The organism is Nitrosospira sp. Nsp2, assembly GCF_003050965.1.
Classification (GTDB): Bacteria; Pseudomonadota; Gammaproteobacteria; order Burkholderiales; family Nitrosomonadaceae; genus Nitrosospira.
In genome coordinates, this window is the sequence record NZ_QAOU01000001.1 from 245,338 (window position 1) to 259,999 (window position 14,662).

General features: G+C 54.8%; 13 protein-coding genes. 3 read left to right on the forward strand and 10 right to left on the reverse strand.

Annotated features, from left to right (window positions below; all coding sequences use genetic code 11):
* Positions 1 to 10 precede the first annotated feature (10 nt).
* The 5 genes from C8R31_RS01115 to C8R31_RS01135 all read right to left on the reverse strand — a co-directional run bounded on the left by C8R31_RS01115 (position 11) and on the right by C8R31_RS01135 (position 5,983).
* Positions 11 to 1,621 carry an efflux RND transporter periplasmic adaptor subunit gene (locus tag C8R31_RS01115; protein ID WP_107692248.1) on the reverse strand — a complete coding sequence of 537 codons (1,611 nt, stop codon included), beginning with the start codon at positions 1,619 to 1,621 and terminating at the stop codon, positions 11 to 13.
* Complete coding sequence (locus C8R31_RS01120; protein ID WP_107692249.1) at positions 1,611 to 3,035, reverse strand: TolC family protein; 1,425 nt, start codon at positions 3,033 to 3,035, stop codon at positions 1,611 to 1,613. The genes C8R31_RS01115 and C8R31_RS01120 overlap by 11 nt, the downstream gene beginning before the upstream one ends.
* Positions 3,036 to 3,207: 172 nt before the next feature.
* Positions 3,208 to 3,585 (reverse strand): hypothetical protein, encoded by a 378-nt coding sequence (locus C8R31_RS01125; RefSeq protein ID WP_107692250.1) that lies wholly within the window; start codon positions 3,583 to 3,585, stop codon positions 3,208 to 3,210.
* Between the two features lie 93 nt (positions 3,586 to 3,678).
* Positions 3,679 to 5,541, reverse strand: coding sequence for an alpha-amylase family glycosyl hydrolase (locus C8R31_RS01130; RefSeq protein ID WP_107692251.1), 1,863 nt, complete (start codon positions 5,539 to 5,541; stop codon positions 3,679 to 3,681).
* Positions 5,542 to 5,620: 79 nt separating this feature from the next.
* Entirely contained in the window at positions 5,621 to 5,983 is a 363-nt protein-coding gene (locus tag C8R31_RS01135; protein WP_107692252.1) for a cupin domain-containing protein, read from the reverse strand.
* A 477-nt stretch (positions 5,984 to 6,460) separates the two neighbouring features.
* Here C8R31_RS01135 and lon point away from each other — a divergent pair, with 477 nt between their 5' ends.
* The gene (lon, locus tag C8R31_RS01140) at positions 6,461 to 8,851 is read left to right on the forward strand and encodes an endopeptidase La (RefSeq protein ID WP_107692253.1); all 2,391 of its coding nucleotides are present in this window, start codon (positions 6,461 to 6,463) and stop codon (positions 8,849 to 8,851) included.
* A gap of 45 nt (positions 8,852 to 8,896) precedes the next feature.
* Here the strand turns inward: lon and C8R31_RS01145 are convergent, their stop codons facing one another.
* The 3 genes from C8R31_RS01145 to ppa form a co-directional block, all read right to left on the reverse strand.
* The gene (locus C8R31_RS01145; RefSeq protein WP_258192475.1) at positions 8,897 to 9,640 is read right to left on the reverse strand and encodes an intradiol ring-cleavage dioxygenase; all 744 of its coding nucleotides are present in this window, start codon (positions 9,638 to 9,640) and stop codon (positions 8,897 to 8,899) included.
* A 130-nt stretch (positions 9,641 to 9,770) separates the two neighbouring features.
* Positions 9,771 to 10,373, reverse strand: a complete 603-nt coding sequence (locus tag C8R31_RS01150) for a GNAT family N-acetyltransferase (RefSeq protein WP_107692254.1) — start codon at positions 10,371 to 10,373, stop codon at positions 9,771 to 9,773.
* A 150-nt stretch (positions 10,374 to 10,523) separates the two neighbouring features.
* Positions 10,524 to 11,072, reverse strand: a complete 549-nt coding sequence (gene ppa / locus C8R31_RS01155; RefSeq protein WP_107692255.1) for an inorganic diphosphatase — start codon at positions 11,070 to 11,072, stop codon at positions 10,524 to 10,526.
* Between the two features lie 87 nt (positions 11,073 to 11,159).
* Here ppa and C8R31_RS01160 point away from each other — a divergent pair, with 87 nt between their 5' ends.
* The gene (locus tag C8R31_RS01160; RefSeq protein ID WP_107692256.1) at positions 11,160 to 11,972 is read left to right on the forward strand and encodes an alpha/beta hydrolase; all 813 of its coding nucleotides are present in this window, start codon (positions 11,160 to 11,162) and stop codon (positions 11,970 to 11,972) included.
* A gap of 69 nt (positions 11,973 to 12,041) precedes the next feature.
* Positions 12,042 to 12,704 (forward strand): glycerophosphodiester phosphodiesterase, encoded by a 663-nt coding sequence (locus C8R31_RS01165; RefSeq protein WP_107692257.1) that lies wholly within the window; start codon positions 12,042 to 12,044, stop codon positions 12,702 to 12,704.
* Positions 12,705 to 12,799: 95 nt separating this feature from the next.
* Here the strand turns inward: C8R31_RS01165 and C8R31_RS01170 are convergent, their stop codons facing one another.
* Together C8R31_RS01170 and rpmE are read right to left on the reverse strand one after the other, a co-directional pair.
* On the reverse strand, positions 12,800 to 14,293 hold the full coding sequence (locus C8R31_RS01170) for a M48 family metalloprotease (RefSeq protein WP_258192476.1): 1,494 nt from the start codon (positions 14,291 to 14,293) through the stop codon (positions 12,800 to 12,802).
* A gap of 87 nt (positions 14,294 to 14,380) precedes the next feature.
* Positions 14,381 to 14,605: a 50S ribosomal protein L31 gene (rpmE, locus tag C8R31_RS01175; RefSeq protein WP_107692258.1), complete on the reverse strand. Its 225-nt coding sequence runs from the start codon at positions 14,603 to 14,605 to the stop codon at positions 14,381 to 14,383.
* Positions 14,606 to 14,662: the final 57 nt, after the last annotated feature.

Consider the following 14,662-nt stretch of genomic DNA (forward strand, 5'->3'; position numbering starts at 1 on the left):
GGGTGCTCGTCTAATGGTCATGGGAGGCGCCGGATTTGCCGAGCTCGGCCTTGATGGCAAAACTGTTCTTCGCCGCGTACCGCTCACCGGCGGTAAACCCATTGAGAACCTCAACCATTTGCCCATCGCTGCGGCCCAACCTGAGCGGGCGCGCTTCAAAGTATTGCCCGTAGCGACCGAACACCACTGTATGGTCGTCCAGGGTTTGAATGCCATCCGCCGAGACGGCAACTGGCACCTGTAGTTCCTCGATCGCCACCTCTGCGGTGATAAACATACCGGGACGCCAGCGTCCGTCCTCGTTTTCCAGCACCACCCGCGCCGTGGCGGTCCGGGTTTGTACGCCAATAAGCGCGCTAATGTAAGAGATAGTTCCTTCGCCTTCGGCATCGATTGCGGTTGATCTTATGGTGGCTTTCTCCCCTAGCCTAAGCACATCCAGGTCCCTTGCGTACACCGTTATTTGCGCCCATACACTCGATATGTCGGCAATGGTAAAAATCTCCGCGTCTTCCTTTAGCACCTGACCCTGGGCTACGGCTTTAGCGGTGATAAGTCCTGAAATGGGGGCGCGGATATCATATCGGGCCAGTTCGCCTCTTTGATGAACTGCCTCAGGCGGAAATCCTATAGTGCGTAGTTTGGCTAATGCGAGATCCGAGGCAATCTCAGCTTCAGTCAAGGCCTGCTGCGCAGCCAGATAATCCTGCTTGGCGGAAATCTTTTCTTGCCACAATTGTTTTTCACGCTCAAAGGTCACCTGCGCCAGACCCAGTCGTTTCCGCGCCGCTAGGAATTGCGCGCGTATTTCGGCCAATACCTGACTTTCAATGACTGCAAGCACCTCGCCTTTCTTTACCTGTTGACCGTGGTGCGAATAGACGGCAGTTACGATGCCTGGCATACGGGGCACGACTTGTACAATAGTGTGTTCGTCGAATCCAATCTCACCCGGTAGCTTGAGTGTGGGTCTGATCGTAGCCGGTCCGGCAGTACGTACTTCCACACCGATGCTCTTCAGCACTTCATCCGATATCTCTGCCCGTGCCTCGACCTGGCTGTAACCCCAGCGAAAAGTTTCGCCCTTGTGATCGGCGGCAATCACCATATCGAACGAGTGAGGTTCTTCCACTACCTGATCGCCGAGCAGATAGTCAGCTTCGGGTTTGAAGTTGAATACCTGTGCCGGCGCGCCGAGACGCGAAAGAGTGACGGTGACATGTGCGCCAGACGGAGGCAGCGGCTTTCCGTTCTCATAGAGATAGAGCCGGAACTGGGGCGGGATGCCTTTTTCAAAAATGGTAACTTCTACACCGAAGCCATTTCGGGTAAACAGTTTCCCGCCTTTAGGCCCCTTGCCTGGTTCGCGGCTTTTGCTTTTATCCCCTGCCGACTTATCTTTGGTTTCATGATGTGGGTGCGGGCCGTTGGTAGAGTTAGCCTCGTCCTCGTCGCCATGATCGTGATTGTCATGCGCTGCATGAGACAAGTCAGACTTGTCGTGGCCACCGTGCGCAGCCTCTGGTGTCGCTGCTTTGTCCCAGGTCAGTATGAGCCCCCCCAACACAGCTCCAATTGCGATAACGACGACAATTAAGATTATTTGTCGTTTATTCATCATCGCTCCTTGAGGCTGTATTTGCGTTGCTGCCTTTACTGGCCGAAGGGCTCAATGCACCGTCGATGGGGGCTGCAATCAGCCGTTCTATTTCATTGACCAGGCGCTGATAATTCGCCAGTGCCCGCACATACAACACTTCGTTTTGAAACAGGGTGCGCTGCGCATCCAGCACTTCCAGAAAACCGAACTTTCCCAGCTCATAGCCTTTGTTCGTGACTTCAAAGGCGCTCCTGGCTCTGGGCAATATATTGTCGCGCAATATGCGCGTTTCATCCTGCGCAGCCGACAAAGCCTCATACGCCTGTGACAGCTCGGTTTTAAGGCGCAATTCAGTCGCCATCTGTTCGTCCATAGCCTTGTCCACGCGTTGGTAGGCTTCGTGGAGGTTGCCCTGATTGCGGTCGAATATCTGTAGCGGTATGGAAATGCCAGCAATAGCAGTCGTGCCGCCGGTTTGCGAGTGGTTCAGAACGCCGGCAACAACGGTGAGATTGGGTATGCGCCGTGTCTGCTCCACTTCCAGCACTGCTTTACGCTGTTCCATATTTTTGATGGCGCGCAGGGCCATGGGGCTGGCGAGAGCGCGCTCCGCAAGCGCTTCGAAACTCGGCAGGGCAACCAACGATTCAAGGTTTCCCAGTGCCTTGTTAAATTGCGGAGAAGAACTGCCCCATAGCAGAGCCAGGCGTTTGCGCGCTGCGGCCAAATCGCGCTGTGCTTGTACCATGGCGATCTCCGTAGCGGAGAATGCTACCTCGACCTTGGTCTCTTCAATTGGGGGCACTTTGCCTGACTGAACGCGCTTTGAAACCGTGTGGACCACCCTCTGCGCCAGCCGCTGGCTTTCCTCGGCAAGTCGCAACTGTTCCTGCGCGGCTAGCACGTCGGTAAACACATTTGCCACCTGAGCGATAAGTTCCACACGCCTGGCTTCGTAAGCTTGTTCCGCCACTTCCTCGCCGAGCGACGCCGCTTTGACCCTCGCGGCCCGTTTTCCGCCGAGTTCGATCAATTGATTGATCCGAAGCGTGGTGTCTTGCTGCTCTACTTCTTTTGCGCCTACGGCAGCGTTGCGATTAACCTTCTGAAGATTTCCAGCATTCTCGGCAAATAAAGTCAGCTCCGGGTTTGGCAGCAGTCCGGCTTGAAGCGTGACGCCCTTAAGGGCCTGAGTTTCTTTGGCAAAAGCCGCCAACTCCGGGTTACGCTGCAATGCGAGGCGCGCGGCATTGCGCAAAATGAGGTCGTTCTTTTCTTCGAGCAAAGACGGAGCGGAGTAATCCACGCTCGCGTCAGGCAGTGCGCCGGAAAAAGTATTTTGGGCAAAGGCCGAAGATATGAAGCCCAGTGCCAAAATAAATGATCCGGCTGGCAAAAAGTGTCGGCACACCGTGGGCAACACGGTAAATTTCATGGGTTTCTCCGCAAGTAATGCACTAACTCAATTGCACCATCAGCCATTTCAATGAGCGAATGGAGCAGATAAACTGTGCAGCAAGCCCGCGAAGCCAGATAACACCTGACGTGGCTTAGGCGACCTTGCCTAAACAGTATTCAGGTTGTTATACCGGTGGGAACTCGCCGATCTAACTTGCGAAGGTGTTTCGGGGGGGATGAAGCGGGGAATCAGGAATGGATTCGGGAACGATGATAGAAATGAACAATGTCAACCCTTCCATGCCGGTGGAAGTGGGTACGATTAAAGGGGGGGTGAAGAAAAAGGGCTGATATTGTCCTGCGGCATGCAGGCATAAGTGCGTCGCGGCATCCAGATGACCATCGTCATTAATAGCGGCGTGTTGATGCGCCTCAAGATGGGCCGCGGGGTCAAGAGAAAGGACATGATGCTCATGATCGAGTTCATGAGCGAACACTTCCCCGTTAAAGGCCCAGCTGAATGCGTTCGTCAGCATCGTAACGAACAATATCAGCATGACAGAATAATTATGGCGGCGCTTGCTCATGGCTTCGGAGATTCTATACCCTGGAACGAGGGCTGCCAATAGATGTTTTTTCCGTTAGCTCCCGCGACAACTTGCGTCCCCTCAAGGGTTTGTTCAGGGGTGTCCAGAATCAACCTTACGCCACACTCGGCCGTAGTTGGGTGGAATAGTCAGCCAGCGCGTCTCACCTTCACGCACGACAAAATTATCCTGGTTGTGCAGTTGTTCTATATAGTTTCCCGGGCGGGTGAACATAAATGCCACACTTTGCTCGATGTCGGTAAAATTTACTGCGATCAGGCTTATTGCGTCGCTATTCTCTCGTTGAAAAAGCAGAATACCGCGCGAAAGATAACGCTCGTAATCGTTATGAAAATAGTGGCTGCCGCGACGCCACTCGGCGCAATTTTTACGCAGACTCAGCAGACTTCGCGTCAGCTTGACCAAGCTTCTCCCCGCGGGGTCGTAGAAATAATCCCAACGCAGCGGTCGCAATAACAATACCCGCCCGAGGCCCGCCTCGGGCAGAAAGTAATTCTCGCCGAATTCCTGACCCTGCCATAGCAGAGGGATGCCTTTGGCGGCGAGAAATGCGATCAGGTAGGGTTGAAGCCGGTACCACTGCGCGCGGTCACCCTCTGCAAATAACGGATTTCCGTCGCGTTGATCGAGGCCGAACTCGCAAACGAAACGGCTGTGGTCGTGGTTCTCGATATACTGCAGCGGACGCTTGGCAAGGACTTCCCCGTTCTGAGTTGTCTGTTCGATGTAGCCGAGTGCACCCAGCCGATGGCCCAAACTCTCGATGGCGCCTGGTGCCCCGCGCGCGCAGGTGGTAGCCGCGCCGAAGCTTGCGTTCTGCCAGGCGGCGTTGCTGTAGCTCTGTTCAAGGATCTGCTCCGGAGCCTCCAATTGCTCTGCGATCTGGATCAACCGAGACCCTTCCGGCGTGCCGAAGCGGGAAAGGCTGGCGAGCGAGTTTTTGACATAATCATGAGTATTAAAGACCAGGTTGGCGTATCCGACGCCTAGCGCGCCGTCCCAATAGTTCGGCACGCAGTCATAACGGAAACCGTCGATATGATAGGTATTCAGCCAGTGCAGGTTGACGCTATAGAAAAAATCGCGGGTCAATGCGCGGTTGAAATCGGTGCTGACACCGAGATCACTAAAATAGTCTTTGGCAAAGGGCCCCATGAAGGGATTCTCTTTGTATCCAAGCCGGCGGTAGAGATCGGCATAAGGAAAGTCCAGACCCGTATGGCCGTATACGGCATCGATGATTACCGCCAGCCCATGCTGGTGTGCGGCGTCAACAAAACGCTGGAAATCGTCGCGCCGTCCGAAACGTTCATCGACACCAAAATACCCGAGCGGCAAATAGCCCCAGTCGACATCAAGAGAAACATTGTTGACGGGCATGAGCGATAGTGCGTTTACACCGAGGTCGGCCAGATAGTCCAGGCGGTCGATGGCACCTTCGAGACTGCCGCCGAATTCGGCAAGATTCAATTCGTACAGAATCAGGTCAGGTAGAGCGGGTGTTTTCCAGATCTGCTCGGCTTCGCTCCAGATATATGGCGCGTAGCCGAGCGTAAAGGCCGAAAGTTTGCCTGTTGCATACTCGCGCGAAAAAGGGTCGATGATCCAATCCAGTACACCTGCGTTGGGATTGTGCAGTTCAAAGCGATAGACATGCCGGCCGGGCAAACCGAAATGGGAGTTGCCCTGAAAATCGTGGATAGTGTGGAAATCCACCTTCGCCCACCAGAAATCTCCATAGTTGGTATCAGTTTTGTGCTGCAGCTCGAAGGCGAGCGGCTGAATTGACTGAATAAACTGGTCTCGCTCATGAATGATTTTCACGAATAGCCTGTTACCCGCCAAGGCTGAAATCCAGGGCAGCAATATGCCGAAATCGACTACGCCTGGCTCGGACTCTCGGGGGCCCAGCCGATTCAGTGGAAGGTGTTTCATACCCGATAGCTCCGTGATTAAACGCCAGCCGGCTTGACACTTTTGCTGGCGGACGAGGATGGGCGGCGTGCGCCGCTTTTCAGGCGGCAGTCACGCCATTCTTTTCGCCGCCCTTGGGTCCCCAGAACACGACCCAGGTGCCGAAATCATCTGAAAAGTTTTCGAAGCGATGCTGGACGTTTGCTCCCACAAAAAGGCAATCTCCCGCCTTGAATGCATAACGCTCGCCGCCGATGACGAGTTCGCCCGTTCCGCGGTGGACGAAGTAAATTTCGTCCTGCTCATGTGGAGTTTGGGGATCATTGCCGACAGGGGCGTAATACTCAACTGACATGCTGCCATGGGCAAGCGCCACGGCAAATCGCTCTCCCATTGGCCACTCCGGCGTGACCGGGCCGGGGATGCGAGAAAATACTTCTTCAACGGTGCTTTTAACTTTCATTGCGAGATCCTGGCACGTGGCAAGGTAATGACAGTTTGCTATCACATTTCGCTGGTCATAAAACCTCCAGCAAAATTTATTTTACCCGCCCCCTTCGCGGCGCACCGATTTTTTTTCGCTGTGTATCGGAGCTGCGGTGGGTAAAACTGCGAAGCAACCGAACCCATACAGGAAGATCGCAGCTAAAAGTTGTTGGAGATTCCCCGCTCAGTCAGGTTATGTGTGCGTTCCCGAACTGAAGCGAGCGAACCCGAGGATTAAGCTGGTGTATGTTAGGTCCAATCGGCCTTCTACTCTGCTCATGGGAAATTCGTTAACGGGGCTGGTATGAGACAGTCTGGCTCTGAAACAAGGTCCCGATCTCCAGGAGTCTAAGTCTTAGTGGTCGCCGAGCGACAGCGCTGTTCGATGAACAACAGACCTTGGCGGATCTGCGCCCCGGTTAAAACTGTTTCTCCATAATCGAGAGTCTTCTCCATGACCGAGAGTCAAACGGGACAGCTTATCCTAGCCAAACCGGAATTGCCGGAGGATGTGGTCGCATTGGTGCCGATGCGGAATGTCGTAATGTTTCCGCATGTGTTAATGGCTATTACGGTCGGCCGCGCCAAGTCCATTGCCGCGGTGGAGCATTCCTTGCGTTCCAACGTCCCGATAGGGATTGTCCTGCAAAAGGATCCCAATGTTGATGACCCGGGGTTGGAAGCTTTGTTCAAGATGGGCACGGTGGTGAATATCGTGCGTCATCTCAGTTCCACCGATGGGTTGCGGCATGCAGTGTGCCAGGGTTTGGAGCGATTCTGCATCGAAGACATGGTTGAAGGCTACCCGTTTTTAGCCGCTCGCATTCGGCGTATCGAAGAACCCGCCGAGGTGTCAACGCAGGCCGAGGCCCTCGCCATGCAACTGCGCGAGCGAACGATCGAAATCCTTTCATTGCTGCCGGGAGCGCCAGCGGAGCTCGCGCACGCGCTACAGACAACGCGGGCACCGTCACATCTTGCCGACATTACGGCAAGCCTGCTTGACACGGAAGTGGCGGAGAAGCAGATGCTGCTCGAAACCGTCAATACCGAGGAGCGGTTGCAGAAGGTGCTCCAGATATTGTCACGCCGTATTGAAGTGCTGAGGTTATCGCAGGAAATCGGCGAACGCACGAAAGAGCATCTGGATGATCGCGAACGCAAATTTTTATTGCGCGAGCAATTGAAGACGATCCAGAAGGAGCTCGGCGAGACAGATAGTGATGACCAGGAGATAGCAGAGCTGGAAGAGGCCATCGCCAATGCCGGCATGCCGGAGGATATCGAGGCGCAGGCGCGCAAGGAGTTGCAGCGTTTAAAGCGGATGCCGCCTGCTTCAAGCGAATATTCGATGCTTCACACCTACCTGGAATGGATGACCGAACTGCCCTGGCGGCTGCCAGAGGATGCACCAATCGATCTCGATGCCGCGCGTCAAATTCTCGAGGCCGATCATTTTGGACTCGAACGAGTGAAGCAGCGCATTTTGGAGTTCCTCGCAGTGCAAAAGCTTAAACCCCAGGGTCGCGCGCCGATACTATGTTTTGTAGGCCCGCCAGGGGTAGGGAAAACTTCCCTCGGCCAGAGCATCTCACGCGCCTTGCAACGTCCATTCGTGCGCGTTTCGTTGGGTGGCGTCCACGATGAAGCCGAAATGCGGGGGCATCGCCGCACATATATCGGCGCGATGCCGGGAAACATTGTGCAAGGATTGCGTAAGGCGGATGCGCGAAATTGCGTCATGATGCTTGACGAGGTCGACAAAATGTCGGCCAGCCTCCACGGCGATCCTTCGGCCGCGCTGCTGGAAGTGCTGGACCCGGAGCAGAATTCTACCTTTCGGGACAACTACCTGGGCGTGCCGTTTGACCTGAGCCGGGTCGTTTTCATTGCTACCGCAAACGTGATCGATAATGTCCCGCCCCCGGTCCGCGACCGCATGGAGATTATCGATCTTCCGGGTTATACGCGCGAGGAAAAACTTCAGATCGCGTTACGTTACCTGGTCGGTCGGCAAAGGGAAGCGAACGGTTTAAGCGAAGAGCAGTGCGAGATAACGGTCGCGGCGATCGATAGTATTATTGCAAATTACACGCGCGAAGCCGGGGTACGCCAATTGGAACGCGAGATCGGTCGCGCGATGCGGCACGTTGCGATGCGCATTGCCGAAGATGCGCAACTCAAGGTAAGGGTTGACGTCGCAGACCTGGAGGTCATCCTCGGTCCGGCGAAATTCGAGCACGAGACTGGGCTGCGCATTGGTTTGCCGGGTGTGGCGACCGGTCTGGCCTGGACACCTGTGGGCGGTGACATTCTATTCATCGAAGCCACACGGGTCAGCGGCCGCGGACAGCTGATTTTAACCGGGCAGCTTGGCGACGTAATGAAGGAAAGCGCGCAGGCCGCGCTCACGCTAGTGAAAGCCAAGGCAGATAGCCTCAATATCCCCTATGGCACCTTTGAGGGCATTGACGTGCATGTGCATGTGCCCGCTGGCGCTATTCCCAAGGATGGCCCGAGCGCTGGCGTGTCAATGTTTATTGCGCTTGCCTCGCTTTTTACCGATCGTCCGGTAAATCACGACGTAGCAATGACAGGCGAAATAAGTCTGCGCGGACTGGTGCTTCCAGTGGGGGGTATCAAGGAAAAGGTGCTTGCCGCACAGCGTGCGGGCCTGCGGGTGGTGCTATTGCCGGCGAGGAACGAGAAGGATTTGCGCGACGTTCCCGAATCCGCGCGCGCTGCGTTGCAATTTGTCATGCTGGACACGGTCGACGACGCGATTCAGGCATCGTTGGGTCAACGGGAGAGGCGCCACACCATATCCGAATTCAAGCTTGTCTAGCCCACGCTGGTGGAGCGGCTCGGCGACCGGCTATGCTGGGACTGACTACGCGGGAATTCCCTTTAGGCCAACATCAAACGTTGCAACATATCCTTGGTTCGTCTCGACGAGAGTAAGCACTAACTGATCGCCTCCTGCACGGTATATGCCGTCTTGCTCATTTCTCGTGCGCGGGAGACGTGACTTTGCCGAGGTGTATGGCGGCTGCGCATGTACCCGGTCCGTCAGGGTGTCGTCGAAATAGAACTGCGATGTAAACTCATGAGCCGAGCGGTGTTTTCCCTTCGTGCGAATTTTGAAGTGAATATGCACTGTTCTGCCCGGATACGACCCGGGATAAATGGTGAGGAATCGCGCGATGCCCTTAGCGTCCGTCATCTGGTAGCCGCGTAGAAATTTCTTTCCGCGGGTCTGGAACGCAGGGTCCATGACATCAGAATAGACACCCTGTGCGTCGCACTGCCAGATATCAACGACGGCATCCTGCAGAGGTACACAGCCTGTTTGACCGACGTTGAGTATGCGGATTTCGAGCGCGAGCGGCAGCCCTTCTTTTACCGACCCGTCCGAAGGATCGGAACGGACATCCGAGCGATGCAAGCGCTCATCAACAAAATAAGGACCTTCGGTTTGCGCAGGGGTGACCACGCAGGCAGGGGTTCGTCGCGCTGATTCGCCGCCACCGCCGGAGCTCGCCGATGAGTGCGCCGAAAGCGCGTTCACCCCGGTGACGCCAAGCAGGGCAAGCATTTTCCGGCGATTTCTGAACCAGTCCTGACGATCATCCACGTGCGAATGCCTCCCCTCGATTCATCGCGTCAGCCACCTTTCCTATTATCGCTGTGTACATTGGTGGCCGACCCGATGCATTAAGTTCCCGCTTATCGACGACCCCCTTAACCCAAGTTTGCTATCCGCCTTAATCCTCGCCGCGATCATAGGCTATGAGCTTACTCGTCAGGTTGCTTTTTACGGCGGGCCACTCATGGCCAAGAATCGAGTAAATAACCGTATCTCGAATTGAACCGTCGCGCATCATTTGGTGGCTGCGCAGAATTCCGTCTTGCTTGGCTCCCAGGCGTTCAATCGCGGTTCTGGAGACCTGGTTGAAATAATGCGTCCTGAACTCGACCGCGATGGCGTTTTTTTCCTCAAACGCATATTGAAGCAGCAGCAGCTTGCATTCGGTGTTCACCCTCGTCCTGCAGACTGAGTTCGCGTACCAGGTGTAACCGAGCATCGGCCGTCGGTTGATTTCATCCACGTTATAGAAACGCGTCGTTCCCACGATTTTGTGCGTGCTGTTAAGCCTGACGGCAAATGCAACATTTCCCTTGGCTGAACTTTCAACAGCCCGCATCACATAGTCTTCCATCTGGTCGCAGGAGGGGACGTTCGCAAACCAGAGCTTCCAGAGCTCTCCATCCATGACAGCCGCCTTCAGAGGCTCGACATGATTGATTCCAAGGGGAATCAGCGTCACGGCTGCGCCCGTCAATTGTACAGGTTCAAGCCAGGTCATCTTTTATTGCTCTCCGCCGAGCGCGGCGTGAGGCCGCGAAATACGCTAAATGAACCATTGGGCGCCGGGAGGGAGTTGCGATGCACTGTCCGCCCGCGTCACACGCTCATCCATTGGGATATTGACGCTGCGTCGAGGGTGAATCAGGTTTTAGAACATAGGCTTTTTCTTCGCCGAATTATAGCGTTTCACCCCGTCTACAATTTCTGCTTTGGCTTCCTTGACTCCCACCCAGCCATTTATCTTGACCCACTTGCCGGGTTCAAGATCTTTGTAGTGCTCGAAGAAATGCGAGATTTGCGCACGTACCAGTTCAGGTAGATCCTCATGGGATTTTTTTTTGCGGTAGAGACTGCACAACTTGTCGATGGGCACCGCTAATATTTTGGCGTCCTCGCCGGCTTCATCAGTCATTTTTAACATACCGAGCGGTCTGCAGCGGACGACTACGCCGGAAATGAGTGGAACCGGCGAGATCACCAGCACATCCACCGGGTCTCCGTCGTCCGATAGAGTATGGGGAACGTAGCCATAATTGCATGGGTAGTGCATTGACGTTGACATGAAACGATCAACGAACATTGCGCCGGTCTCCTTATCCACTTCGTATTTGATGGGATCAGCATTCATGGGTATTTCTATGATGACGTTGAAATCATTCGGGACGTCACGGCCAGAATTTACCCGATCGAGATTCATTTGATAGTCCTACTCTAGGTGACTGAAACTGGTTATTATAACCGTGAGTTGCGAGAAAAAATTCAACTTCCACCTGATTACCTTCCTATGCTTTTCAAATTGGGCATTCTGGCTGCTACTGGTTACGCTGTTCTTGCTGGAGTCCTATTCCTCATCCAGTCACGCTTTGTTTACTATCCGGAAACTGGACGGGCCATTATCGGCACGCCGGATGCTCATGGGCTCGACTATGAGTCGGTAAAAATTGCTACGGAAGATGGAGAAACATTGAACGGCTGGTTTGTTCCGGCGAAAGACGCAACGGCGACGGTATTGTTTTTCCATGGCAACGCAGGAAACATTTCGACCCGGATGGGATACCTGCTGATGTTTTACCGTCTCGGGTACAACACATTGATCATTGACTATCGCGGCTATGGCGAAAGCAGCGGAACGCCATCCGAGCAGGGTACTTATCGCGATGCCCAGGCCGCGTGGCGATATCTCACCGAGCAAAGAAATATTCCATCAACGCGCATTGCGCTGCTCGGCGAATCGCTGGGGGGGGCGGTCGCAACCTGGCTCGCCGTGCGCGAAAAACCCGCCTTATTGGTGTTAGCTTCCGCGTTTACCTCGGTGGACGATATGGCGGCGGCAATTTACCCGTTTCTGCCGACGCACCTGTTGACCCGTTTCCAGTACAACACCCGGGACTACCTGCGGGGCGTTACCTGCCCGGTATTCGTTGCGCACAGTCCGCAGGATGAAATCGTGCCGTTTGCGCAGGGCCAGGCCCTGTACGCATCGTCACCCGAGCCAAAACAGTTCGTGGAGTTGCAGGGCGGGCACAACAACGGGTTCATATACATGCGCGAGGAGTGGGTGCGCGCATTGGGCGACTTTATGGCCAGGAATTTATAAATCCGCGAGATGCCAGCTCGGAACTTGATAACGGGCCGCCCGCGATTTGATTAATGTTGGAGCAATCTCATGCTGGTAATAGCGCATCGCGGTTATCACGCGAAGGTGCCCGAAAATACACTGGCGGCTTTTGAAGCCGCAGTGAATGCGGGCGCAGGCGGTATCGAGACTGACGTGCGCATCAGTCGCGAGGGGGTGCCGGTGCTGATCCATGATCGCATTATTGCATCAGGCCAAGCAGTGGCGGATCTGACGCGAAAGGAGATCGAGCAGGCAGTGGGCTACGGGATACCCACGTTGGATGAAGCGCTGGAGTATTTTCCCGGTGTATTGTGGAATGTGGAAATTAAAACTGCACAGGCCCTATCGACCGTCATAAAAGTGCTCGAAAGGCATCAGGCTGGCCACCGCCTTGTGGTGACGTCTTTCCGCCATGATCTGGTAGCGGTTTGCGCCTCATCGCTCAAGGTTAATTGCGGGCTGTTGCTGGCACATCGACCGCTTACGCTGAGTTCCGTGCTGGCTGACTTCAACTGTGACGGAAATCCGAGGGTTAATCATCTCGTCTGGAACTACGAGGTTCTGGATGATACCCTTTTGAAAGAGGCAGCCGAGGACGGGTACCGCAATTTTGTTTATGGCGCCGTAACCAGAGCCGAGCATGACATTTGCCGGGAAGCGAATGTGGACGGGATCATCACAGACTACCCGCTTCTTGTGCAGAACGTATAGCTGCTCTTTTGGTGGGGTGGCACGAACACCAAATGCATCTATTAAAATATCGTGGAATGCTTCAGCAGGGTTCGTGACCTTGGGAAGCAGATGTACTACTTCACAATTTTGATGAGCTGACCCGTAATCGGTTCACCTTCGGGATACTGGCCATTGAGCAAGCGCAAATAGCCTTCGGCGTGGGCGCCCAGAGGAGACTCTCTCGCCAGTTCGGCATAGGTGAGGCCCTTGGCTGCCGTAATGGTTCGGATCTCAAGTGCCTTGATTCCTTCTTTCTCCGCATCGGTTAGCGGGCGAAAACTTTCAATCGCGCGGGCGATGACTGGATGATGGCGCTCGAATGCGGCCCGTGAATCGCCCCGTCCTGCCACGAGATACGCGTTATTGTCGAGATAAATCACTCCGGCCGTGAAGCGTTCTCCGTTCTGCGTATTCGCGGTCACCACAGCAGTAGGCAACCCATTGCTGACCGTCGACGAAATTTCTGTAGAGCTTCCAAGGCGAAATCGTTCGCGTGCAAGATCAGCGGGGGAACCGCGGGGACTATCGAATCGACTTAACACCATCAATGCGTCCCCATCAGGGCTGGTAGCGACAACTTCGTTGGGCTTGTTTCGTATTCGCCACTCGGGCGGAAACGACAATGTGAAGCCCATCTCCTTGTGATGAAATGTATTTCCTCGTACCACCCCCTGGTTGACAGGATCCCCGAAAGTCAAACCTTCGGTTTGGCGCAGAAACTCCGTGCGTCGATCGTCTATCGCGCCGGGCTGGGCATATTGCTGGGCCTCACCGACCACTTCCTGCAAGCGAGTGTCATTGTCGGGATGGGTGGAAAAAAGCCCATGATAGCGACGCGGCTCCCGACCCTCTTGTTGGGCGGCCGCAATATCGAACAGTTCCTGATTTTTGAGTACGCGGATGACTTTGATCATTGCCTGGGGATCATAGCCGCTTCGCGCCAGATATTCCGCTCCCAGGCGATCGGCTTCCAGCTCATGGCTGCGGCCGTAGCCGGAAAGCAGGGCATCACCCGTAACGCCCAACAGGCTTTGAACACCTTGTGCAAGCGCTCCGCCCAGCTGCGGCACAAATATTCCAGCCACAACCCCGCCGATCGTGGCAGCAACGTTCGCGGCGGTGGCGGCACTATATTGCCGCACGCTATGGCGTGCCGTGACATGGCCTAGTTCATGCCCGAGCACGGCAGCGAGCTCGGCTTCTGAATTAAGGTAGGCCAGAATACCCCGCGTGACATAAATATAACCGCCGGGTAGGGCAAAAGCATTTACCTGAGGACTGTCGACGACGGTGAAATGATAATTGAGCTGAGGCCGGTGGCTGTTTTTCGAGAGTTTTTGCCCGATCTCGTTGACGTAATCTTGCAAAGCCGGCGACTCGCTGTAAATCCCATAAACTTCGGGCACATTGGCAGCCGCTTTCTCTCCCCTGCGGATCTCGTCGGCTTCCGTCATGAGCGTGAAGTTCTGCTTGCCGGTCACCGGATTGGCGGCGCAGCCGCCTAACAGAAGCAGGCCGACGAGAGGAACGATGAATTTGAGTCCGCTTATCCTTCTCATTGTGGTCATTTCGCCATCTAAAATAACCATGACCGCCGGAAATGAAAAAGGGCAGCTTCAAGCTGCCCTTGTTTTTTGATCGCGCTTCCCTGGACGTTAAGCTGCAGCCTGCTTCTCAGGCTTTTTGCCGTATTTCTGCCGAAATTTCTCGACCCGACCGGCCGTGTCAACAATTTTCTGCTTACCCGTATAGAAGGGATGGCACACTGAGCAAACCTCGATATGCAAAGGCCGACCCATGGTGGATCGCGTCTGAAAAGTACTGCCGCAACTACAGGTCACGGTGATTTCCTGGTAGTTTGGATGAATGTCTGGTTTCATGGGTAAATCCTTGAACTGTGCCGCTACAGCGGAAACTGTGAGCGAAAATGTGGAACG